Source organism: Mucilaginibacter sp. 21P (assembly GCF_019331605.1).
GTDB classification, from domain to species: domain Bacteria; phylum Bacteroidota; class Bacteroidia; order Sphingobacteriales; family Sphingobacteriaceae; genus Mucilaginibacter; species Mucilaginibacter achroorhodeus.
On sequence record NZ_CP063061.1, the window covers coordinates 3423675 to 3447963 of the forward strand.

The 24289-nt window shown below is 41.7% G+C and carries 13 protein-coding genes; 2 read left to right on the top strand and 11 right to left on the bottom strand.

Annotated elements, in window-relative coordinates; all coding sequences use genetic code 11:
* Positions 1-14: 14 nt before the first annotated feature.
* Both INP83_RS15310 and INP83_RS15315 read left to right on the top strand, forming a co-directional pair.
* Entirely contained in the window at positions 15-1847 is a 1833-nt protein-coding gene (locus INP83_RS15310; protein WP_219124948.1) for an ABC transporter ATP-binding protein, read from the top strand.
* Between the two features lie 180 nt (positions 1848-2027).
* On the top strand, positions 2028-3425 hold the full coding sequence (locus INP83_RS15315) for an MBL fold metallo-hydrolase (protein WP_219124949.1): 1398 nt from the start codon (positions 2028-2030) through the stop codon (positions 3423-3425).
* An 8-nt stretch (positions 3426-3433) separates the two neighbouring features.
* Here the strand turns inward: INP83_RS15315 and INP83_RS15320 are convergent, their stop codons facing one another.
* The 11 genes from INP83_RS15320 to INP83_RS15370 all read right to left on the bottom strand — a co-directional run bounded on the left by INP83_RS15320 (position 3434) and on the right by INP83_RS15370 (position 24276).
* Positions 3434-4249, bottom strand: coding sequence for an SDR family oxidoreductase (locus INP83_RS15320; protein ID WP_219124950.1), 816 nt, complete (start codon positions 4247-4249; stop codon positions 3434-3436).
* Positions 4233-5072 (bottom strand): glycosyltransferase family 2 protein, encoded by an 840-nt coding sequence (locus INP83_RS15325; RefSeq protein WP_219124951.1) that lies wholly within the window; start codon positions 5070-5072, stop codon positions 4233-4235. Before INP83_RS15325 ends, INP83_RS15320 begins: the two co-directional genes overlap by 17 nt.
* Positions 5073-5077: 5 nt before the next feature.
* A complete protein-coding gene (gene recR / locus INP83_RS15330) occupies positions 5078-5692 on the bottom strand; it encodes a recombination mediator RecR (RefSeq protein ID WP_219124952.1) in 615 nt (204 codons plus the stop codon).
* Between the two features lie 41 nt (positions 5693-5733).
* Positions 5734-8097 (bottom strand): ABC transporter permease, encoded by a 2364-nt coding sequence (locus INP83_RS15335; protein WP_219124953.1) that lies wholly within the window; start codon positions 8095-8097, stop codon positions 5734-5736.
* Positions 8098-8220: 123 nt separating this feature from the next.
* Positions 8221-10677, bottom strand: coding sequence for an ABC transporter permease (locus tag INP83_RS15340; RefSeq protein WP_219124954.1), 2457 nt, complete (start codon positions 10675-10677; stop codon positions 8221-8223).
* A gap of 28 nt (positions 10678-10705) precedes the next feature.
* Positions 10706-13126, bottom strand: coding sequence for an ABC transporter permease (locus INP83_RS15345; RefSeq protein ID WP_219124955.1), 2421 nt, complete (start codon positions 13124-13126; stop codon positions 10706-10708).
* A 39-nt stretch (positions 13127-13165) separates the two neighbouring features.
* Positions 13166-15580: an ABC transporter permease gene (locus INP83_RS15350; RefSeq protein ID WP_219124956.1), complete on the bottom strand. Its 2415-nt coding sequence runs from the start codon at positions 15578-15580 to the stop codon at positions 13166-13168.
* 205 nt (positions 15581-15785) lie between these two features.
* Complete coding sequence (locus INP83_RS15355) at positions 15786-18155, bottom strand: ABC transporter permease (RefSeq protein WP_219124957.1); 2370 nt, start codon at positions 18153-18155, stop codon at positions 15786-15788.
* 36 nt (positions 18156-18191) lie between these two features.
* Positions 18192-19220, bottom strand: a complete 1029-nt coding sequence (locus INP83_RS15360) for a DUF4097 domain-containing protein (RefSeq protein ID WP_219124958.1) — start codon at positions 19218-19220, stop codon at positions 18192-18194.
* 70 nt (positions 19221-19290) lie between these two features.
* A complete protein-coding gene (locus tag INP83_RS15365; RefSeq protein ID WP_219124959.1) occupies positions 19291-21681 on the bottom strand; it encodes an ABC transporter permease in 2391 nt (796 codons plus the stop codon).
* 189 nt (positions 21682-21870) lie between these two features.
* On the bottom strand, positions 21871-24276 hold the full coding sequence (locus INP83_RS15370; protein ID WP_219124960.1) for an ABC transporter permease: 2406 nt from the start codon (positions 24274-24276) through the stop codon (positions 21871-21873).
* Positions 24277-24289 lie beyond the last annotated feature (13 nt).

A 24289-nucleotide genomic window follows, 5' to 3' on the forward strand; every position in this document is an offset into this window, starting at 1 on the left:
CACTAACTTAATACATGGCACGAGGACGACTGAACAGTGGCAGCAAAGCAGAAGCAGAATTACCTAAGGCAAAAATAAATCTGGATAGTTTAAAGCGCATAGCTAAACTTATCTCCTACATCAAACCATATAAAGGGAAATTTATAGCCGGTATCATTTTTCTTTTTATCTCGAGCTTAACGGGTTTGGCATTCCCATCACTATTAGGTGCGTTGATCGATGCGGCGCAAGGCAAACAAAAATATGCTTTCTTACCCCCTACCATCAATGCTATCGGTTTTTTGGCTTTCGGAATCTTGTTTGTACAGGCTTTTGTGTCGTTTTTTAGAGTGGTGTGGTTTGTACAGGTGGCGGAAAAAGCGCTTGCCGATATTCGCCGTGATACCTATTTTAAGCTGATCACCCTTCCGATGGATTTTTTTGCTAACCGCAGGGTTGGTGAATTAAACAGCCGCATCTCTGCCGATCTTTCGCAGATACAGGATACCATGACCACCACCTTTGCCGAAATGATAAGGCAACTGGTTTTATTGGTTGGCGGTATCACTTTTTTAACCATTGTATCCTTTAAATTAACTTTGGCCCTGTTGCTGATGTTACCTGTACTGATAGTAGTAGCTGTATTCTTCGGACGGTTTATCCGCAGCTTATCACGCCAGGCCCAGGACAAACTTGCCGAATCAAACACCATTATCGAAGAGACTTTACAAGGCATCGCCAATGTAAAAGCTTTTGTTAATGAAGCTTTTGAGGCCGGCCGCTACAACAAAAATCTGCGCGAAGTAGTGAAGATAGCCGTTAAAGGTGCAGTATTCCGTGGGTTGTTTGCTTCGTTCATTGTATTCTGTTTATTCGGCGCCATAGTTGGTGTTATCTGGTATGGTTCTGTACTCGTTCATCACCATGAATTATCAGTAGGCAGCCTTACTACTTTCATACTTTACTCCATTTTTGTAGGGGCAGCCATGGGTAGTTTTCCGGAGTTGTATGCCAACATGCAAAAATCGGTTGGTGCCAGCGAACGCGTTTTAGAGATATTGGATGAAAAAGGCGAAGCCGTTTCTATAAATGCCGAAGAAAATGCAATAAAACAATCCATCAACGGCAACCTTGAATTTGACAATGTTGAATTTGCTTATCCATCACGCTCGGAGATAACCGTGTTAAAAGGCATTTCTTTTAACGCCGATGCCGGGCAAAAAGTGGCTATTGTTGGCCCGAGTGGTTCGGGCAAGTCTACTATGGCAGCATTGATACTGCAGTTTTATCATCCGCAAGCAGGCTCGATCAGATTTGATGGTGTTGATGCTGAAAAATATGCCTTAACTGATATTCGCAACCAGGTGGCGATAGTTCCGCAGGATGTATTATTGTTTGGTGGCACTATCGCCGAAAATATTGCGTACGGTAAATTAAATGCTACGCATGACGAGATCATCGCTGCCGCTAAAAAAGCAAATGCAGATAGCTTTATAACAGGTTTCCCAGAGGGATATGAGACGGTTGTGGGCGAACGTGGCGTTAAACTTTCGGGCGGGCAGCGCCAGCGCATTGCCATTGCGCGTGCGTTACTTAAAAATCCTGCCATCCTGATACTGGACGAGGCTACTTCCTCTCTCGACTCTGAATCTGAGCGTTTGGTACAGGAAGCACTTGAAGTATTGATGAAGGGCCGCACCTCTATCATCATTGCACACCGCTTATCAACCATCCGCGAAGCCGATAAAATTATAGTGCTGGAAAAAGGAAATATTGTTGAAAGTGGTAATCATCAGCAACTTATAGCCAATGAACAGGGTTTATACCGTTACCTGAGCCAGTTGCAGTTTGAGACTGCTAAAGGTTGATATGGAAAGCTTTCGCATGCATAGCTGAATACTCCATATTGCTATAATTTGCGTTCACGGTGTTCATAAGTGTTCATGGCGTGAACGTGAACACCAGCGTATTTGCCCAAAACAAAACAGATTAATTATTATTATTGCAACAGACCAGCCCTTTGGGCCTGTTGTTCACCTACTGACTAAATGAAACTAACCATACACGGGTCAGCCCGGCAGGTAACCGGCAGTATGCACTTGCTGCAGGTTGGCCAATATAAAATATTGATCGATTGTGGTCTTGATTACGAAAAAGATCACAATATGCAGGTGAACGAAGATTTCGGCTTCAGGCCCGAGGAGATCGACGTTGTGATACTTACGCATGCCCATATAGACCACTCGGGCAACTTGCCTACGCTTGTGCGTATGGGCTTCAATGGCCAAATACTTTGCACCCCTCCCACGGCTGACCTTACCGAACTGTTGCTGATGGATTCGGTTAACATCTTTTTACAAAAAGCGCAAAAGGGCAACAAACATCGCCGCAGGCATAAACACAGCAGCGGTGGCCCGCAGCCATTGTACCTGCAAAAACATGTGATGGATACTGTTGAGCGCTTTATCACCATTAATTTCAACAAACCATTTAATATAACAGGTGATATTGAGGTAACATTTGTGCCTGCAGGGCATCTGCTTGGGGCCGCAGGTGTGGTGCTTAAGGTAAACGATGAGGGCAAAGAAAAGACAATTGCTTTTACGGGTGATATAGGTCGCAAGGGCTATCCAGTACTTAACGACCCGCAACCACTACCGCAAGTTGATTACATGGTGTCTGAAGCTACCTACGGAGGCCGCAACCATACCAAGGGCAAAGGCGTTCAGGAAACGCTTGAGGAGATCATAGACAAGGTTTGCATCAAAGAGCAAGGGCGATTGATAATTCCTGCATTTAGCATTGGCCGTACGCAGTCATTGGTTTTTGTGCTGAACAAAATCTTCAGCAGCGGTGCACTTCCCCCGGTTAAGATCTTTGTAGATAGCCCTATGGCAAGCCGGGCCACGCAACTTTACCGCAAGCACCACAACCAGGTTAATCCCGAAGCGCAGGAGTTTTACAACACACAAGGTGACGAGTTTGAATTTGACAACCTCACATACGTAGAGACGCTGAAAGACAGCCGACAGGTATCCAATTACTTTGAGCCTTGTATCATCATCTCTTCTGCAGGCATGCTGGAGGGGGGGCGTATACAGGATCACTTGTTTTATAATATACAGAATTACTATTGCACCATTCTGTTTATAGGCTATTGCGCAAAGGGGACATTAGGCTACCGGCTGCTACGCGGCGACCCTATTGTGCATATCAAAGACCGCGACCTGGCCGTTTATGCTACTATCAAACAAACCGACGTGCTTAGCGCCCATGGTGATCATGAAGACCTGGTAAACAATATCAAATCGCAGGATGCTGAGCAATTAAAGGGCATTTACTTGGTACACGGTGAAACGAGTGCAATGCAAGCCTTGTCAGACTCGTTGACAGCAGATGGATATAAGGTGAATATTCCTGAAAAAGGTGTTACTTATGAATTGTAAAGACCAGGTTATTTGATCAAAGCGTCGCGCTCTTTGGAAAACAATTTATAAACCTGTTTATCAACAAAGGAAGGCAGGAATTTGCTTAGAAACACTGTAAGTTTACCCTGAAAAGTTAAGATGAGTGTACGCTTTCTTTGCTCAACGCCGTCTGCTATCTGTTTAGCAACTTCTTCGGAAGTCATCATTTTGTTTTCATTCAAAGTGCTCTCCTGCTGAGAGATACCGTCTTTATTTAGGGCAGTATTACGAATATTAGAGGCAGTGAAGCCGGGGCAGGCAACCATAATGTGCACACCTGTATTAAGGTTCTCAACCCGAAGGGCATCCATAAAACCGTTCATGGCAAATTTCGAGGCCGAGTAGCCCGTACGGCCCGGTAAACCTTTGTACCCTGCAATGGATGATACGGCTACTATACTGCCGCCGGTCTTTGTAACCTCCGGCAATGCGTGTTTGGTGCAATTTATAGTACCCCAAAAGTTAACATCCATTAAGCTTTTTAGTACTTTAAGGTCTGCATCTTTAAAAAGCGCCCGCATAGAAATGCCGGCGTTATTGATCAGAACGTCTATCCTGCCGAATGTCAAAATAGATTGTTTAATAAGTGTTTTGCAGTCTTCTTCGATAGCTACATCGCATTGCACAGCTACAGATCGGTTGTTGTAGCGGCCTTCAATATCCTGCGTAATTTCACAAAGGGTTACAAACTGTCTTGAGCCTAAAACCAGATTAGCGCCGCGTTTGGCAAATTCATAACCCAGAGCTTTACCAATGCCTGATGATCCACCGGTGATGACAACAACCTTATCTTTCAATTTCATATTTCGGGGCAAACATCTGCGGTATGCCAGGAACCTTTATTTCAGGCATTTTAAACAGATATTTGCCGGCGAATATAATCATAGCCCCATAAAATTTACGGATATAATCCAACGTAAATTTGGAAGTTAGTTGTTTGGCAAAATTGAGAATGTATGTGCGCGGGTAGTAGTAATTTTTGTAGCCAGCAAGCCTTAATCGGAATGACAGATCAATATCATGACCGAATTGAATAAACCTTTCATCCAGTTTACCGATCTTGTTCAAAGCAGAACGTCGTAATAACATAAATGCTCCGTTAATCACGTCTACTTCGGTTGTGGCAAACTCATCTTCGTCTATCCAGCGCTCCTCATTTTTATACAGACGCGATTTAGGGAAATATTTAGCTAAACCGGTAATTTTAAGCAATGTGGCCCAGCTGCGACCAAAGCCGGTTCTCGACTCAGGGATAAAGCGGCCTCGAGGTGTCAAAGCACGCACACCAACGGCTCCCGCGTCTGGGTGACCGTCCATAAATTGAACGACTTGTTCTACTGTTTTTTTGCCGCTTATAATATCCGCATTGACCAGTAAAACGTACTCGCCCTTAGCTTTTTCTATACCTAAATTGCGGCTTGCTGCCATACCGATAGATTGTTCATTCACTATCATCGAAACTTCAGGGAAATCTGTCTTAACCATTTCAACCGATTTATCAGTTGATGAATCATCAATTACAATTATTTGATGTTCAATATCTTGACATGCCCTTATTAAAGTAGGCAGGCACTGTTTGAGCAGGCTGCACATGTTGCGGTTAACTACGATGACAGAAAGTTTCATATGCGTTAGGATAATGAATTCTCATACGGAACGCGTGTTACGATAGATCGTCCTAAAGTAATCTCGTCAACGTACTCCAATTCACCTCCAAAAGCTATGCCACGGGCTATAGTAGAGATATTTATATTAAATTGCTTTAAGCGTTTGTGCAAATAAAATATGGTGGTATCGCCTTCCATAGTAGCGCTTAGGGCAAAAATAATTTCATTTATGTTATTTTCTTTAAGTCGCTCAACAAGCGAATCAACCTGCAGGTCAGACGGGCCAATACCGTCCATAGGCGAAATCAGTCCGCCCAATACATGGTAAACACCGTTGTATTGATTGGTGTTCTCGATAGCCATTACATCACGCGTATCTTCTACCACGCATATCAAACCATGATCGCGCCGAGGCGAAGCACATATTTCGCAAATAGCAGTATCAGATATGTTATGGCAGGTTTGACAGAACTGTATCTCGTTACGTAAACGGCTAACCGCACTGCTGAATTTTTGTACCTCTTCCACATCCCTTTTAAGTAAATGCAATACCAGGCGCAAGGCAGTTTTCTGGCCAACGCCGGGCAGTTTTGCAAATTCCGCTACTGCTTCTTCCAACAACTTTGATGAAAAATTCATAACGCGAATTTACGCATTTTAAGCCTTATAGTTAGCCAATGTTATTCGCTTCGCAGATTTTTTACCGGGTTAACCAGCGCTGCTTTTATTGCCTGCCAACTTACTGCGGTGAGGCAGATCATCAAACTTCCAATTAATGTAAGGCCAAAAATATCCAAAGAAATATCAGCATGGTAGGTGTAAGTATTTAACCAACCTTGTATGTAGTACCAGCTGATTGCCGACCCTATAAAAAATGAAATGATGACCAGTTTGATAAATTCCTGGGATAGTTTGAACCATAGATTTGCTACGCTGGCTCCTAAAACCTTTCTTATGCTCAACTCCTTGCGTCGCCGTTCTGCAGAAAATAAAGCCAGCCCAAATAAACCCAAACACGAAATAAATATTGCAAGCGCTGTAAATGTGATGGCCATGGCGCCCAAAATTTTTTCACTTTGGAACTTTTTATCAAAGGCTTCATCGGTAAAAGTATATTCAAACGGATAGTTGGGATTATATTTTTTGTAAATGCGTTCTAATGAAGCTAAACTTTTGGAAACAGGCATGTTTGGGTTAAGGCGTATGCCGATGTTGCCTATCCAGTCTTTTACATAACCGATTATGGTGGGCTGCACAGGTTCATAGGGCGAACCCCAAACAAAGTCTTTAACAACCCCTATAACAGTACGATTGGCACCCATCCATTTTATAGTTTGGCCAATCGGCTGCTTTAATCTCATTAGTTTTACAGCGGCTTCATTTAAAATAACTCCCGTGGTATCAGACGGCCGGGAAATATCAAAATCGTGTCCGTCAATAACTTTAAGCTGATATGTTTGGGTAAAGTGATATGTCGCAGCTATGCAATCAATAGAAATCTTATCCTCTCCAGGTAACTGTCCGGGCCAATTATTTGCCCATGACGCACCTGTTATTTGCGTAATTGGTTCAGATATAACTGCAGCGTCAGTGCCTGCTCCGGAATTGATGACATCATTTCTAAACGACTCAAATTTTCCAAATAAACCACCTTCAATTGGTAACTCTATCAACCCTTTCTTGCTAAACCCAACCGGTTTATTAGCAATAAAAAAGATTTGTTTGTAAATGAACACGCTGCCTAAAATGAGGCAAATTGCAAAAGTAAACTGCAAAACAACTAAAACTTGCCTGGGTGCAATGGCTGCACCCAAAGTATTTATTTTACCTTTTAAGACTTTTACAGGTTTGAATGATGAAAGATATAAAGCTGGATAGCTTCCGGCTAAAGCACCTGTAAAAAAGGTTATCGCAATTGACAAAGTCCAAAACCTGGCATCGCCGTATGGAAAGAACAGAACTACGTGCATGATCCTATTGAAAAAAGGCAACAGCAAGACCATTAAAAGTAAAGCTATTATCAAAGCAATAAAAGCTAAGGCAATAGCTTCCCAAAGAAATTGTTTTACCAGCCCGGATCGCCTCGCTCCTAAAGTCTTGCGAATACCTACTTCGCGGGCCCTTTTTTCTGACCTGGCTGTAGATAAATTCATGAAGTTTATACATGCAACAATCAAAATACTGATAGACAATATTAAAAAAAGCCTCACATACTCTATATTTCCACCAGTACTAACCCCGTTTGTAAAATTCCCGTACAGGTGTAATCTGCTAAATTGATACATGAATAATTCTATATCTTTATCGGGCGGATAATACTGGGCTATTAGGTGTTTAACTTTAAGATTGGCAGTTTGAACAGAGGCCCCACTTTTAAACAAAACATAGGTGAAGTAGGAATAATTATCCCAGCCCGCATCTTTTAACCACGGTTGTTGGTTCATAAATGCTTGCCATGGTATCAACACCTCAAAATCGAAACTTGAATTTCTTGGATTGTCCCTGATAACTGCAGCAACTTTTAATGGAAAGGAATTGTACTGTATTGTTTTACCGACCGGATCCAAGGAACCAAAAAGCGCTGCTGCTGTAGACTGTGTTAATACAACTGAAGATTCATCTGTAAGATGCTTTTTTTTCGTACCATAAACTGCGTTAAAATTGAATATATCGAAGAAAGATGGATCTACAGCAAACGATCTGAATCTAAGCGATTTATTATTGTAAGTCACAAGTACTCTCATCATTTCACTCATCCGCGCGGTTTTTTCTACCTCGGGAATATCCTTTTCCAAAACTGATGCGAGCTGTTGCGTAGTGTAGTTTCTTGTTTTAATTACCCCGTTTGCTGGCTGGTTTTTAAAAACCTGATAAATACGGTCGCTATTTGGATGGAACTTATCAAAGCTAAATTCATTGTAAACATACAGCAGCAACATGAAACTTACTGCCATTCCAACGGCCAAACCACTGATGTTGATGATAGATGATGTTTTGTTGCTAATGATACTTCGCCAGGCAGTCTTCAGGTAAGTTTTGAGCATATAATAAGTTTATACCTGCAATATCTTCATATAAGCTGTTAAATTATAGCTATTTAACATATCTTAACTAAAAAACAAAAGCGGCTTTTAAGGGCCGCTTTATGTTGATTAACAAAAGGCTATTTATTCGCTGCGCAAGCTGCCAATCGGATTTGCTATAGCAGCCTTTATAGTTTGGAAGCTAAGCGTAAACAGTGCTATTAGCAACATCCCTGCGCCGCTTAAGGCAAATATCCACCAGCTGATGCTGGTTCGGTCGGCAAAGTTTTCCATCCATTTGTGCATAGCGTAAAAAGCTATCGGCGTTACCAATACAAAGGCCAGCACAATAAGCAGAACCAATTCGGTTGATAATAGCGTCACTATTTGGGCAACGGTGGCGCCCAATACTTTGCGTACGCCTATTTCCTTTGTGCGAAGGCTGGTAGTATACATGGCAAGGCCAAGCAAACCAAGGCAGCTTATCAGTATTGAAAGGCCTGTTGCCCAAGTCAACAAAGTTGATATCTGTTGTTCGCTTTCATAAAATTTGGCAATGCTTTCATCAAAAAATGCATAGCTAAATTCATCTTCGGGGTAAAGCTCTTTCCAAACCTGCTCCATGCCTGCAATGGCTGTTTTCCATTCCTTGCCTCCTGCAGTTTGCGGTTTTAACGCAATATGCAATACACGGTTACTGAAACGCTGTGGTTCAATAAAAGCCAAAGGTTTAATTTGCGAGCGTAACGATTTCTGGTTAAAATCGTTCATTACACCAACTATCTGCCGTTTTTTGTCATTGTAGTCCAGCGTTATACCAACAGCATCGGCAACATTTTTAAAACCTAACGTTTTTGCATAAGTGGCATTAATTACGGTTGCTTTACCGGTATCGGCGGGTGTAAGATTACGGCCGGCAAGCAATTTTATACCATATATTTTCAGATAATTCTCGTCGCCAAATTTTTGCTGCAGATCGGTTTTTATTTCGGTTTTACCGTTTTTGTAAGTTACCTCGGTTGAGTGCGTGCCCCCGGATAATGGTGCATCTCCCCCTACCGCTATCATTTTTATCTGCGGCATTGAACGTATCTTATTTAAGAAAACCTGCTTTTTGTTGGTTCGGGCACTTTTATAAGGCGTTGTAACAATTAAGATGGCATCTTTTTTAAAGCCAAGATCCTTAGTTAAGGCATAATGAATTTGCTTGCTCACCAGTATGGTAGCCATGATGAAAAATTGCGCTATAACAAATTGGGTAACAGTTAACGATTTGCGCAAAAGGGTTTTGCGGGTATTGCCGGATGTTGGGGCTACCTGCGATTTTAACACAATAACCGGTTTATAATTAGATAAAACCAGCGCCGGGTAAAAGCCCGATAATACGCTTACTACTACAGTTAAGCCTGCAAGGAATAACAAAAGATCAGGTTGTAACAGATCCGGCTTTACACCATTAGGAATAAATGTGCTGAATAACTTCAGGATTAAAGGCGTAAGCGCAACAGAGATGATAACGGCAAACAGGGTCACCAAAAAAGTCTCGCTCATGAATTGCATAATAAGCTGGCTTCTCCCGCTGCCCATAGTTTTGCGGATGCCTATTTCTTTAGCACGTTGTGAGGCCTGTGCTGTAGTCAGATTTATGAAGTTGATACAACCCAATAGCAACAAGAATGCGGCTATTACTAACAAACCATAGAGCGTACTGCGATTGGCCGTACGTGCGCCATCAAACGAATAGTACTTTTGGTCAAAGTGCAGATCATCCAGTTTCTCAAGATCAAATTTGGTGTAATTAGCCTTGTCTGCCTTTTGCGGTGCACGTTTGTTACGTAATACATTTAACTGTTTGATCACGTTTGCAGCAGCCGTATTTTTATCAAGCTTCACAAACAACTGCGATGCCGAATTGGTGCTTCCCCATTCGGTAGGTTGGAAATAACCTTTAAACAGGCTGTCTACATCTGCGGTTTTAAACGAGATAAAATCATGGAAAAGGAAGTCTGTATTACCTTTCAGGTCAGCAACTATACCACTTACATTGGTACGTACCGAATCCTCATAAATTACCTCCCGCCCTATCATGTCCTGGTAGCCCACACACGGAAAATACTTCTTAGCCTGACTTGCGGTTAAAACAACCCGATACGGCGAGTTTAGGGATGTTTTAACATTACCTGCTAACCAATCGTATTTGAACAGGTTGAAATAGCGGCCATCTGCTATTACTATGCCGTTCTCCTTGTTCAGTTTAAACTCTTCTCCTTTGGCGTGAGGTACTTGTACGCGGGCTTCATACAGGGCGTAAAAAGGCGCTGATTTTTCTATACCCGAGATCTCTGTTTTAACAGCTTCGGTTAGTGGCGTACAAACGCCACTATTGTAGCCAACCTCCCCAGAGAATGCATACTCGGTAGTCACACGATAAATTCCATCGTTGCCGCCTGCAAACTTATTAAAGGTAAGATCGTAGTGAACAATAAGGTAAATCACCAGTGACGCACTGATGCCGATAGACAAACCTATCACATTTATAAAAGTGAACAGTTTGTGCTTACGGAAACCTCTTAAAGCGATTTTGAAATAGTTTTTAAGCATTGTGGTAAGGTGAATTAAGGTATTTTAACTATTCGTTTTTTAAGCTTTTAACCGGATTTGCTAAGGCTGCTTTGATAGACTGAATGCTGATAGTTAGGAAAGCTATGATGATTGCCCCAAACCCTGCGACGGCGATAACCCACCACTTAATAGTATCGCGATAGGCAAAACCTTTTAACCACTGCTGCATAGACAGCCATGCCAGTGGTGCAGCTATTAAAATGGCAATGATAACAAGCTTAATAAAGTCTTTAGAAAGCATACCCACAATAGTTGATACGTTCGCACCAAGCACCTTGCGGATACCGATCTCTTTTGTACGCTGTTCTGCAGCATATGCAGCTAACCCAAACAGGCCAAGGCATGCAATAACGATAGCCATTGTGGTGAAAGAGATAAATAACTGCCCCATTCGCTGTTCAGTGCGGTAGGTTGCATCAAATTCGTCATCCATAAACGAGTATTCGAAGGCTGCATTTGGTGCAAAGGAGTGCCACCTTTGTTTCAACTGATTTATAAGACCGGCCATATCACTACTGTTAACTAAAACAGATAATTGACCTGTGCTGTAACCCATACTTAGTACAACAGGCGTAACGTTGTCACGAAGGGAATTGAAATTGAAATCTTTAACTACGCCAATGATGTGCATACGTTTTTGATGTTCACCTTTGCTGTCAACTATTACAAACAGATCTTGGCCCACAGGGTCGTTAAAGCCCAGTTGTTTAACGGCTGCTTCATTTATTACCAGGGATGAAGAGTCAGCAAGTCGCCCCTTCTCAAAATTGCGACCCTCTATGATGTGCATCTTCATAGTAGGTATATAGTTTTCGTCTACAACCCAGCTTTGCGTAGATAATGCGTTTTTTGTGTCACGCATTTCATTTGTAAAGTAAGTTGTACTATTTCGCCAGCCCCCGGTTGGAGTAAAGCCGCTAAGCGATGCGTTTTTAACGCCGGTGATCGTCATCAGTTCATCTTTAAGTACATTAGCATTAGTCAGATCATCTGTATTCTTTATGGTAACTACATGGTTGCGATCAAAACCAAGGTCCTTGTTCTGGATAAACTTGAGCTGGTTGTAGATAATCATTGTGCCGATAATCAAAAAGATCGAGGTCCCAAATTGAAACACCACCAGAAAACTTCGTAAAAAACCGGCTTTAAAGCCCGAAGAAAGTTTTCCTTTCAACACATCTACCGGCTTAAATGCTGACAAAAAGAAAGCCGGATAAGAGCCTGCAATACAGCCAATAACAATGACGCTTAGCAGCGATAATGGTAACAACCAAAGTAACGTATCCTGTGTGATCGTAATCACTTTGCCTGATATTTCGTTAAAATAGGGTAATAATAACCATGCGCCTGCCAAAGCTATAACAGCAGCGAAAAATGTGACGATAATTGACTCTGATAAAAATTGCGCAACAAGATATTTTCTAAGTGACCCTAAAACTTTTCTGACACCTACCTCACGTGCACGATTTGCCGACCTTGCTGTAGATAAGTTCATGAAATTGATGCAGGCAACTATTAAGATAAAAGCAGCAATAGCTAAAAAAATGTAAACGTATTGAATACTACTGTTACCATCCAATTCGCCAACAACATTGGAGTGTAAATGAATATCCTTTAACGCAACTAAATTTAACTTATAAAAATTACCTGCCCTTACAAAGGCATCATAATCCATGCGAATGGCTCCTTGAAGCTGACCACCTGCGCCTTTACGAATTAAAGGCTCAAATTTGCTTTCCAGAGTTCTTAAATTCGTACCTGGTTTAAGTAAAAGGTAAGTGTTAAAGTTATTATTTAACCATGAATCATCTTTGCTTTCCTGTAGATCTGACATGGCCAGGAACAAATCAAAATGAAAATGCGACTGTTTAGGTATATCCTTTATAACGCCGGTTACTTTGTAATTAATGGAATCATTTAATAACAAGGCTTTGCCAACTACATCCTCCTGATTAAAATACTTTCTGGCAATACTTTGAGTTATAACCACCGAATGAGGCTCGCGAAGTGCTGTCTTAGGGTCGCCGAATAACATAGGCAATGTAAAGACATCAAATAATGTAGGGTCAGCAAATATTACGTGGTTCTCGTGTACATTTTGATCACCCTTACGCACTTTATATGAGCCCCATTGCCTAAACCTCGCCGTCGCTTCTACTTCAGGAAAATTTGCGGTAAACGCTGCAGCCAAAGGTGCGGGTGATTGTGCAAATTGCTTGTTCATACCGCCAAACTTGATATTGTCATTTACTCGGTAGATACGATCTAACTTGGTGTTATATTTATCATAACCAAATTCATCCACAACGTACAGCACTATCAGCAAGCATACACACAATCCCAAAGCAAGCCCCAGCACATTGATGATGGTGAATGCCTTATTTTTCTTTAGATTCCTGTATGCTGTTGTTATGTAGTTTTTGAACATAGTAGTAACTGTTAAATTATTGAAATTATGTTTCGATCCCTATTCAGAACGCAAACTTTTGACAGGGTTAGCCAGTGCTGCTTTTATAGTTTGGAAACTTACTGTGATAAAGGCTACACTCAAAGCCATAGCACCTGCAGCAGTAAAAACCCACCATTGTATATCGATACGGTAAGCAAATTCCTGCAGCCATTGGTGCATGGCCAGCCAGGTTAATGGTATGGCTATAACTATAGCCAGTACTACTAATTTTAAAAATTGTGCTGATAACATACCAGTGATACTGCCGGACGATGCCCCCAATACCTTACGTATGCCAATCTCTCTAACTCGCTGGCGGATGGAGAATGCCGACAATCCGAATAAACCCAGGCTCGCTATGATAACGGCAAGTATGGCGAACGATGTAAAGATCTTTCCCGTACGGGTTTCTGCTACATACAAATGGGCAAACTGGTCGTCTAAGAAGTTATAGCTGAACGGGCTTCCCGGATTAAAGCTGTCCCATTGCTGTTTCATGCCGGTTATAAGGCCTTGTACATCGGCAGTTTTTACCCTCACCATCATAGCACCGGTGCTGTGACCATAAAGCATCATCAGCGGCGCAATTTTTTCTTTGGCCGATGAGTAATTGAAATCCTTTACAACACCAACAATATTAAATGCATGCCGGCCTGAACGTACAATGGTGCGGCCTAAAGGATTACCTGTGATGCCCAGATCTTTAACAGCCGTTTCGTTAACAATAACCGATGCGGAATCTGCCGGGTAAGCAGGTAAAAAGTTTCGCCCTACAGCCATTTTCATTTCCATCGTTGGCAAGTAGGTTTCATCAATGTGATAAATATTGGCATGGATCTCGCTGTGTGAGCCATCGCTGGTTGCAGATTTAAGGTATATCTGCGTACCGTCTGATATGCTTACAGGCACATCGCTTGATATAGTTGCATTAACCACGCGATTATCCTGCAGTAGCTTATTCCTGAATGGTTCAAGATTATTTTGCAGGGCGTACGTGTCGTTTAAAACAATAACCTGGTCTTTATCATAACCAAGTTTTTTGTTTTGCATATAATGTAATTGCTGGTACACCACAAAAGTTGCGATGATAAAAGCGGTAGATATTGCAAACTGAAAAACGATGAGCCCGCTTCGCAAAAGGCTGCGGCTGGCTTTGATATCGCCGGTGCCATTGCCCTTTAAAACGCTTAATATTTTGAAGGATGAAATAAAGAACGCCGGGTAAATTCCTGCAAGTATCCCTACTATTAAAGCCACGGCAAATTCTATTAACAGCACAACCGGATTTAAGTAAAACCCAATAGCGATCTGTTTGCCTGATAATTGATTGAAGTATGGCAACAGCAAGTAAACCAATGCTAAAGCAAAAACTGTTGCCAAAGTTGTAAGTAGCACCGATTCTGTTAAAAACTGCGATACCAGACTACTCTTAAGCGAACCCAGAACTTTACGGATACCTACCTCTTTAGACCGTTTTGCTGATGCTGCAGTTGAAAGGTTGGTAAAGTTGATGCACGCAAGCACAAGAATGAATGCTGCCAGCGCTCCAAAGATGTATATATAATTGATATCGCCGTTGGCTTCTTTTTCGTATTTGGTGTGGGAGTGCAGGTGAATATCGGTAATAGGCTGCAGGCTAAACAAAAACGTATTTACTGATTTCTGCGCTTCGGTAATGCTTACGCCCATGTCATGCTGAATTTCGGGCACTACATATTTGGCAACCAATTGCGGAAATTGTTTCTCCAATTTTTTAGGGTCAGTGCCCTTACGCAGTTGCAGGTATGTGTAAAAACCAAGGTTGCTCCAGCTTTGGCGTTGGCCTTCGGTAAACGTAACCATACTTAAAAATGCATCTGCATGGAAGTGAGAGTTATCAGGCACCTTATCAATAACCCCGGTTATTTTAAACGGGTATGTGGCAACTATCAAACTCTTTCCTACCACATCGGTAGTACCAAAGTATTTTTTCGCCATATCCCTGGTTAGCACCATTGATGATGGATCTTTTAAACATGTATTAGGGTCGCCATCAATTAACGGAATTGAGAAGAGCTGCAGAAAGTTGGCATCTGCGCGGGCTATGTTGGTTTCTTTGAATTTCTTACTGCCGTTTTCTACAAATGCAGGTTGGTTGGTTGATAACCTTGAATAAGCCTCGATCTCGGGAAGGGCGTTTTTCATGCCTTCGCCAACGGCATTATCCACAAACGGATAAACATCAGAACTGCCGTTACCAATAGTGGTAAGGTTTACGCGGTAAAGCTGATCTGACTTAGCCGGATATCTATCGTAGGTAAGCTCCTGGTACAGGTAACCGCTTATGAGCATGCAGCAAGCCAGGCCAATGGCCAAACCAAAGGTGTTAATAAATGAGAAGATCCTGTTTTTGGTAAGATTTCTCCATGCAATGGTTAGGTAGTTTTTGATCATGATTATCAATATTGAAAAACAATACCAAATTAATAAAGTATTAACAATCAGTTATTTATAATAAAAAGTATATTATTAGCTGTTCGGTATGGTACAGTGATTGTTCGGTTTTGATACAGTTTGTTTTTTATTCGAAATAAAATGCATAAATAAATAAGGGCCAGGCTATTAACCCGACCCTTTAGTAATTTAAGTTCTTGCTATTTTATTCGCTTCTTAAACTTTTAACCGGGTTGGCCAAAGCGGCTTTCACAGCTTGATAGCTTACCGTCAACACTGCTATAAAAATGGTAATAACGGCTGCCGATACAAACATCCACCAGCTTAGGTTAATGCGGTTCTGGTAGTTCTCCAGCCACTTGTTCATGGCCCAAAACGATAACGGCACGGCTACCACAATGGCTACCGCTACTAATTTTAAAAAGTCTTTTGATAGCAGACCGGCAAGGTTAGCAACACTGGCGCCTAATACCTTACGCACACCAATTTCCTTAATGCGTTGTTCTGCAGCATAAGCTGCAAGGCCGAACAGACCAAGGCATGATATTACAATGGCCAGTCCGCCAAATATATTGGCCAGGGTTGCCAAAAGTTTTTCGTTTGCAAACTTCTGAGCAAAATCGCTGTCTACAAAGTTTACAACCGGCGGGTATGCCGGGTTAAGTGTTTTTAGGGCTTTATTGATGGCTTCAACGTTAGTTGTTATTGTACGTTCCGGTGATAATCGTAAAGCAATAGCGGTACGATAGTTATTAGCATAATGAGTAAACATTGGCCTTGTTTGCTCGTAAGGCGAACCCCAAACAAAGTCCTGGTAAACGCCTACTACGGTCATTTCTGCATCCCCATATTTGATAATGCTGCCGATAGGTTCTTTCAGTTTCATCACCTTTGCAGCCGACTCGTTTATCATGGCGGTTTTACCTGCAGTATCTAAAGGATTACTGCTTGAGAACTGTCGGCCCTTCAATAACTTAACACCGGTAGTTTGAGTAAAGTTATCACCCACCCTAAATACGTCAAACAAAACAGTCTCATCATCGCGCTTGCCGGGCCAGCTTATACCCCAGGTATTGTTACCAGATGATGTAATGCTTGAGGTGAAAACTGTTCCATTTACAATATTGCCTGATGTTTTTAACTGATTGATAAGGATATCTGTTTTTTGTTGCAGATCACCCTCTATCGGTATCTCTACCAGGTTGTTTTTATCAAAGCCTATTGGTTTATCTTGTACATATTTTATTTGCCTGTAAATACAGATGGTGGCAATGATAAGGAATACTGCAAAACCAAATTGTACAACAACCAGCACTTTACGAAGTGATAATGCCGAGGTGCCGCCTTTAAACATCCCCTTTAAAACCTTTATAGGCTCGAAACCCGAAAGGTAGAAAGCGGGATAACTTCCGGCCAATAAACCTGTGAGTACGCCTATACCCAACAATGCGGCCCATGCTTTGGGATCGGTATAAGGCAATTGTAACTTAATGCCCAACAGCGTATTAAAGTATGGTAATGAAATAACAACCAGGACTATCGCGATACAAACTGAGATAAGCGATAAGATCACCGACTCCATGATGAACTGGCTGATCAGCGATCCCCTGCCAGAGCCTATAGCTTTACGGATGCCCACTTCCTTTGCACGCTCCTCAGACCGGGCTGTACTCAGGTTCATGAAGTTAACACAAGCTACCAAAAGGATACAAATTGCAAGTGTGATAAATAAACGGATCTGGCTTATCATACCTCCTACAGCTTTGCCATCTACAAACTCAGAGTATAAGTGAAGTTTAGCAAACGGATATAAAAATAACTGGTTTTTGTTGCCATCATTGTGTCGCTCCACCATGTGCTTCATAATTCCGTTGGCTGCGTTTAAACCTGCAGGATCTTTTAATTTAACAACCGTTCTTGCATAGTTACTGCCCCATCCGCTATTTTTTGCCCAATCGTTGGCTTCATCAAACAGCACCCAGGGCAACACAACATCAAACTTAAAAGTTGAATTTGATGGCACATCCTTAATAACGCCGGTAACCTGCATAGCAGTGGCGTTATTGCGCTTTATCATTTTGTTTAGAGGGTCTTCATCACCAAACAAAGCCTTAGCAACTGATTCGGTAAGCACTACCGAATTGGGTGTTTTAAGCGCTGTCCTGGCATCGCCTTTTATAAAATCATAGGAGAAAATATCAAAGAAGCCATCGTCAGCAAATAACCCCTTCTTTTTAAGGCTCTTGTCTTTATAGGTAAGCAAGCTTTCACCGCTATAATCTACGGTTCTTACAGCCTGTAAAACACCTGGCACCTCACTTTTTATGGTTTCAGCTGCCTGCCTTGGAGAAGCGGAAAAGGTATATATTTTACCGTCACCAGCCTGGTTGTTTTGCACAAGGAAAATCTTATCAAGCTCTTTAAACTGTTTATCGTAATTTAAATGATAGCTTACGTACAGCAGCAACAACAGGCAACTTGCCATACCCAAAGCAAGGCCACCAACATTTAACATCGAGAAGCCTTTGCGTTTGGCAATGTTGCGCCATGCTGTTTTAAAGTAATTCTTGAACATTGTGCTTGTGATTTATAAATACGATTAAGTTGTTTATTATTTTGATGAAACGGTTACACCACCATCACCGTGAACTTCTACAGTGGTGCCGCCACCATTAACTTTGCCTACAACGTCCTCTTTTTCTTTACTTCCCTGGAAATTGCCCGCTACATCAAGGTTTACGCGGTCGCCATGCAGGCTAACGTTCATTGCTGCCTGGCGCGGAACGTTCAGGTCTATATGGCCTGCGCTGGTCTCCAGCTTTACATACCTGCCAAGTTTTACCATTTGTACATGTACGCTGCCGCCACTGGTTGATGCATTTACACTACCGGAGATAGCATTTAAATTAATGCTGCCGCCTGATGTGCTGGTGATCAACTCGCCATCTACATTGTTGCCTCTGATGCTGCCACCGCTGGTTTCGGCATTAACGGTTCCTTTAAGGTTGGCAAGATCAAGGGAGCCACCGCTGGTTTCAAGTTTTATCCTGCCGCTGCAGTTGTTAGCAGTAATGCCACCGCCACTGGTTTCTAAATCGATATTGTTACGGCTGTTACTAACAGAGATGCTACCGCCGCTGGTTTCGCCTTTGATGTTGCCTGTAACATTGGTAATGCTAAGGCTGCCACCGCTGGTCTCAAAGTTTTGGGTACCATTCAGGTTCTCGATACTGATGGTACCGCCGCTGGTGTTTAAGTTAGTAGATGTTTGTGCGTTAACATAAACTTTAAAGCCTATGCTTAATGACCTCCTCCAGTTGATATTATTCTTACGATTTTTGGCGATGGCTTTAAGTTGCCCGTTCTGGATATCTATATCAAGGACGTAATCTTCTTCAAGGCGTTTTTTGATCTCTTCTTTAGAAAGATCTTGATTGTTGTTGCCAACAACAAATACATCAATGTGAGGTTGTTGCTGGCCTGCGCCGGTAACCATTATACTGCCTCCGCTGGTATTCACGATAACATTCTTAATGCCATCATTAGCCAATGAGCGGGTGTAATACGGAGTTTTATAGCTTTGAGCGGATGCTGAAATGACACCTGAAGCCAATAGCAGGAATAGTAAATTCTTTTTCATAATGTGTTTAAGTTTCTTGTATAAGACTGCATCAGCCTAAAATTAGTTGCACGCAGATCATAAAATTTTATTATTCGTTTTTTAAGCTTTTTACCGGGTTGGCCAGAGCTGCTTTAATAGACTGGAAGCTTACGGTGGTAATGGCAATTATCACCACTGACCCACCTGCTACGATAAAGGTTAAAGCACTTACGTTTGCCCTATATGCAAATCCTTGCAGCCATAACCCCGTAGCATACCAGGCGACAGGTAACGATATAGCTATTGAAATTAAAACCAACTTAATGAAAGATGCTGACAGCGTAGTGGTAATATCAGTGATACTTGCGCCCAAAACTTTACGGATGCCAATTTCTTTGATACGCTGTTTTGCCATATAAGCAGATAAACCTAATAAACCCATACATGCTAAAGCGATTGCGATCGCTGCAAAAATGTTAAGTGCATTACCCAGGCGTAATTCAGATTTGTAAAGATTGTTAAAATCATCATCCATAAATCTGTACTCGAAAGGGCGATATGGAACAAGCGCTTTCCATTTACTTTCAAGATTGGCTATGGTTTGCGGGATGTTTTGGCCGCTGATCTTGATGAGTAAGTGGCTACCCCAATCTTCCGGGAATAATACAAGCGGTTTTATGTTATTGTGCAACGACTCGAAGTTGAAATCTTTTACCACGGCTTTAACATAGCCCGGGCGCTGTGAATCAAGAAACATTCTCTTGCCAATTGCTTGCTGGGGCGTCCATCCCAGTTCCCTCGCAGCTGCCTCGTTTAAAATGAAATGGAAGGTATTTTTCTTACTATCTTCGTTAGAGGCATCTTTTACATCCTGCTCCGTTAGATCGGTACCTGCAATTATATGCAAACTGGTGGTCTTTATATATTCCTGGTCAATAGGGTTTGCAGTAACCGCTATCTGCTGGCTCTCCGGCATCTGGTCATTACGCATGTTGTATCCGCCATCAATCTTCACGGGGGCGTCTACGCAGCGCGATACATTTAAAATGTTTTTATCTGCCTTAAATTCGTTCCGCATTACATTTAGTTGGCTATTCATCCTGTACTCGAAAGGAAGTATTATTACCCTTTCGCGCTCGTAACCTAAATTTTTGTTTCGAATGTAAGCCAGTTGCTTCTGGATGATAACAGTTGATGCGATAAGGATAACCGATACAGAAAACTGGAAAACAATAAGTGCTTTTCTGGTAAACTGCCCTGATGCAGTATTTTTGAAAGCGCCCTTTAGCACTTTAACCGGCTGGAAATTGGTAAGAACCAATGCAGGATACAATCCCGCGAAAAAGCTTACTGCCAATACCACTGTAATGGTCGCAACTACAAATGGCGTAGTGAAAAATGCTTTTACCGGTAGTTGCCTGTCGGTTAAGTTATTAAATGCCGGTAAAAGTAAAATAGCTGCAATAAAGCTAATAATAGCCGCAATGACGCAAACGATAACCGATTCTCCAATAAATTGCCAGAACAACTGACTTTTGTCGGCTCCGATCACCTTACGGACACCCACTTCTTTTGCCCGTTCCATCGAGCGCGCGGTGTTGAGATTAACGTAAGTAAAACAACCGATAACCAATATCAGCAGGGCTATAGCCTCCAATACATAAATGTATTTGATGTTGTTATTAGGCTCAAACCCATCATAAGGCGAATGTAGGTGAATACTCTTAAACGGTTCTAAATCGAAGCTTACACTGGCACCCTCTCCTGTCATTTCCTTAGCCATAAATGGTTTTATTTTGGCTTGAAGGGTAGCTATCGAACGTTCGTCCTTTAACAGCAGGTAGGTAGTAAAATTTGCGTTCCAATAGCTGTTCTCCCATTTACCCACATTTAATGACGAAAAGGAAGCAAGGAAATCAAATTTGATCTGCGAGTTTGAAGGACAATCAGCCATTACACCACTTATTTGGTAAGGTATACTATCATTACCTACTTTTAGTGCTTTACCAATTGGATCCTCGTCACCAAAATATCGTTTAGCCGTACTTTGGGTAAGTAACACTTTATGAGATGCATCCAATGCTGTGTTTTTATCCCCTTTTATGAGATCAAAAGAAAAGATCTTGAAAAAAGATGAATCGGCGTACATGAACGATTTTTCTGTAAGCAGTTTGTCTTTATAACCGATAACCAAAGAGGATTTTAACATGCGTACTGCGCTTTCTATCTCCGGAAAATTGCGTTTGAATGTAGGTGCAACCTTAACGCTGGTATAATTTCCCTTTTTGCTTTCGCCTTTACCAAAATTGTACTCCATTATCATACGTACAATGCGGTTGCCTTTTGTTTGCGTGTTGTCGTAGTTAAGCTCGTGCATAATGTAAACGCCTATTAGCAGGCAACTACACAAGCCTATGGTAAGGCCAAAAAGGTTGATAAAAGTGAAACCCTTGTTTTTCCAAAGACCACGAAGCGCAATTTTCAAATAATTCTTGATCATGATATTGATATGTGAGGATGAACATTAATACTAATGCCATTTCCGTAAATTTCTACAAATCAATTTATTACAAAGAGAATAGCATAATACTACCGTACGTATCTGCAACAGTAAGTGTTCGGTTATGATACAAGAGATTAATATCTTAGATGGGGAAAATATCACCTCGTGCTCCAATGCACAACTTATCTATTCCGATCTTAAACTCTTCACAGGGTTGGCCATAGCTGCTTTAATTGTTTGCAGGCCTACTGTTGCAAACGCTATCAGTACTGCAACAAAACCGGCAGCCATAAATATCCACCATTGCATTGATATACGGTAAGCAAAGTTTTGTAGCCACAGGTTCATTAACCAGTAAGCTAATGGCGCCGCAATCACTAACGCTACCAGCACTAAAACCACAAACTCAACGGAAAGCAACGATACAAGGCCAGCTATTGAAGCACCTAATACTTTGCGGATACCAATCTCCTTGCCTCTTTGTTCAGCCGTAAATGCCGCTAAACCAAATAACCCAAGGCATGAGATGATGATGGCAACCACAGCAAAACCCGACATCAATGTAGAAGCTTTAGCATCCTCGCGGTATATTTTATCAAACTCCTGATCGAGGAATTGATAGGAAAATGGTTGATCCGGGAAATTTTGCTTCCAGATACTTTCCATTCTGGCAATAGCTTGCGCTTGTTTATGCGGAGCAACTTTAACAAGGTAGTTTGAACTCCATTGCTGGTCTAACTTAAACACCACCGGAGTTATCTTTGCGTGCATAGATTGAAAATTAAAGTCTTTAACAACGCCTACAACAACACCTGTATCGCCCTGTGCTATAAAACGCTGGCCAACATAAGGTTTGTGTAAATTAAATTGCTTGGCTGCAGTTTCATTGATTATTACGTTGCGTTTATCTACGCTGCCCGGGAAAAACCACCTCCCTGATGTAAAATTAATGTTCACCAATTTGTTGTAATCACCATCAACATTAAAATAAGTTATGCTTGGGTTAAAATCTTTTGGACGGCCTTCCCAATCGGCACTGCCTGAGGAAAAACTACCATTTGATTGTATCGACTCCATGCCAACCAGTGAGGCGCCGTTAACGAATGGTTCTTGCAGAATAGCTTGTTTTAAGGTTGATTTTACAGCTGCTTTTTGATCATCTTTCATACCCTTAAGTAACTTCCATGAAAGATTAAACGACATGATCTGCGAACGATCATAACCCGGATTTTGCGACTGAACAAAAGACAGTTGTTTGTAAATGGTGATAACGCCAATAATTAAAAATATAGAGAATGTAAATTGTAATACCACCAAACCCTTCCTCAACGACGTATCTTTTATTTTCATAACGCTCCCGCCCCTAAACGCACTTAACGGCTTAAAAGACGAAAGCAGCACTGCCGGATAAATGCTGTTAAGTATAATTGTTAAAAGCAAGGTGCCTATCATGATAAGCCACAGATACGCAGAACCTGTTGTTAGCGAAAAATTGCGATTGGTAAAGCTATTGAAAGATGGTAATGCAACACTTACAATAATTACCGTAAGTACAAGCGCCAACACACTTATCACTGCCGACTCTGCAACAAATTGGTTAAATAGGTGACCTCTTCCTGCCCCAACAATCTTTTTGATACTGACCTCTTTGGCTCTAAGGCTGGCCCGTGCAGTGGTTAGGTTTATATAATTTATACAAGCTATGATCAGCAGCAAAGCACCCAGGATAACAAATATGTAAACAACCTTTTTATCGGCATGTACCAATCCCGAATTTTGAAGATCACTCTCAAAGTGCATTGCCTTTAAATTTCTTAAGGTGATATTTAAATTATCGTTCTTATCACGATGTGGCTTGATGATGCTTTTTAGATTTTCTGTAGCATGTTTTATGTTAGTTCCCGGTTTAAATTTGAGGAAGGTGATATATGAGAAATTGCCCCAACTCATATCGTTCTTTTTCTCTTGCGCATCAGCTTGCCTTGCTGCAATGGGTATAAACAGATCAAATTTAAAACTGGAGTTAGCAGGTGCGTCTTTGACAACCGCTTGTACCTGGTAGTTAGCAGAATCAATGCGGATGATTTTACCTACAGGATCCTGATTAGCGAAATACTTTTTTGCCTTGCTTTCTGAAAGAATAATGCTGAATGGATTTTGATTAAATGCTATTGCATTGCCGCTTACGAAGTTGGTTTTAAATACATTAAACCATGATTCGTCTATATATGCAGCATTCTCCTCTTTAAAAAACTCATTATTGATGCTAAGGTACATGGGCTCCCAATGAAATGGAAGCACCCTTGTTACCGCTACAACCTCAGGCATCGTTTTTTTAGCTTCTAACCCTAACTGGTATGGTGCGCTTTCCCATACCCAAGTTTCGTTTTTGCTTATGGCCAGGTGGCTGGTTATCCGGTAAACGTTTTCCGCATCGGGCTGGTCGTCGTCAAAAGTGAATTCGTTGTGCACCCAAATAAAGATGAGCACAGCTGCAGCCATACCAACAGACAAGCCAGCTATGTTAATGAAGCCGGTTGAGCGGTGTTTCCAAAAGCTTCTCCAGGCGGTTTTGAAATAGTTTTTAAGCATCTCTTAAAAAATA

Bases quoted from the DNA above. Each gene is read 5' to 3' on its own strand.
- INP83_RS15310 (WP_219124948.1), top strand. From the start codon at position 15: ATGGCACGAGGACGACTGAACAGTGGCAGCAAAGCAGAAGCAGAATTA.
- INP83_RS15315 (WP_219124949.1), top strand. From the start codon at position 2,028: ATGAAACTAACCATACACGGGTCAGCCCGGCAGGTAACCGGCAGTATG.
- INP83_RS15320 (WP_219124950.1), bottom strand. From the start codon at position 4,249: ATGAAATTGAAAGATAAGGTTGTTGTCATCACCGGTGGATCATCAGGC.
- INP83_RS15325 (WP_219124951.1), bottom strand. From the start codon at position 5,072: ATGAAACTTTCTGTCATCGTAGTTAACCGCAACATGTGCAGCCTGCTC.
- recR (WP_219124952.1), bottom strand. From the start codon at position 5,692: ATGAATTTTTCATCAAAGTTGTTGGAAGAAGCAGTAGCGGAATTTGCA.
- INP83_RS15335 (WP_219124953.1), bottom strand. From the start codon at position 8,097: ATGCTCAAAACTTACCTGAAGACTGCCTGGCGAAGTATCATTAGCAAC.
- INP83_RS15340 (WP_219124954.1), bottom strand. From the start codon at position 10,677: ATGCTTAAAAACTATTTCAAAATCGCTTTAAGAGGTTTCCGTAAGCAC.
- INP83_RS15345 (WP_219124955.1), bottom strand. From the start codon at position 13,126: ATGTTCAAAAACTACATAACAACAGCATACAGGAATCTAAAGAAAAAT.
- INP83_RS15350 (WP_219124956.1), bottom strand. From the start codon at position 15,580: ATGATCAAAAACTACCTAACCATTGCATGGAGAAATCTTACCAAAAAC.
- INP83_RS15355 (WP_219124957.1), bottom strand. From the start codon at position 18,155: ATGTTCAAGAATTACTTTAAAACAGCATGGCGCAACATTGCCAAACGC.
- INP83_RS15360 (WP_219124958.1), bottom strand. From the start codon at position 19,220: ATGAAAAAGAATTTACTATTCCTGCTATTGGCTTCAGGTGTCATTTCA.
- INP83_RS15365 (WP_219124959.1), bottom strand. From the start codon at position 21,681: ATGATCAAGAATTATTTGAAAATTGCGCTTCGTGGTCTTTGGAAAAAC.
- INP83_RS15370 (WP_219124960.1), bottom strand. From the start codon at position 24,276: ATGCTTAAAAACTATTTCAAAACCGCCTGGAGAAGCTTTTGGAAACAC.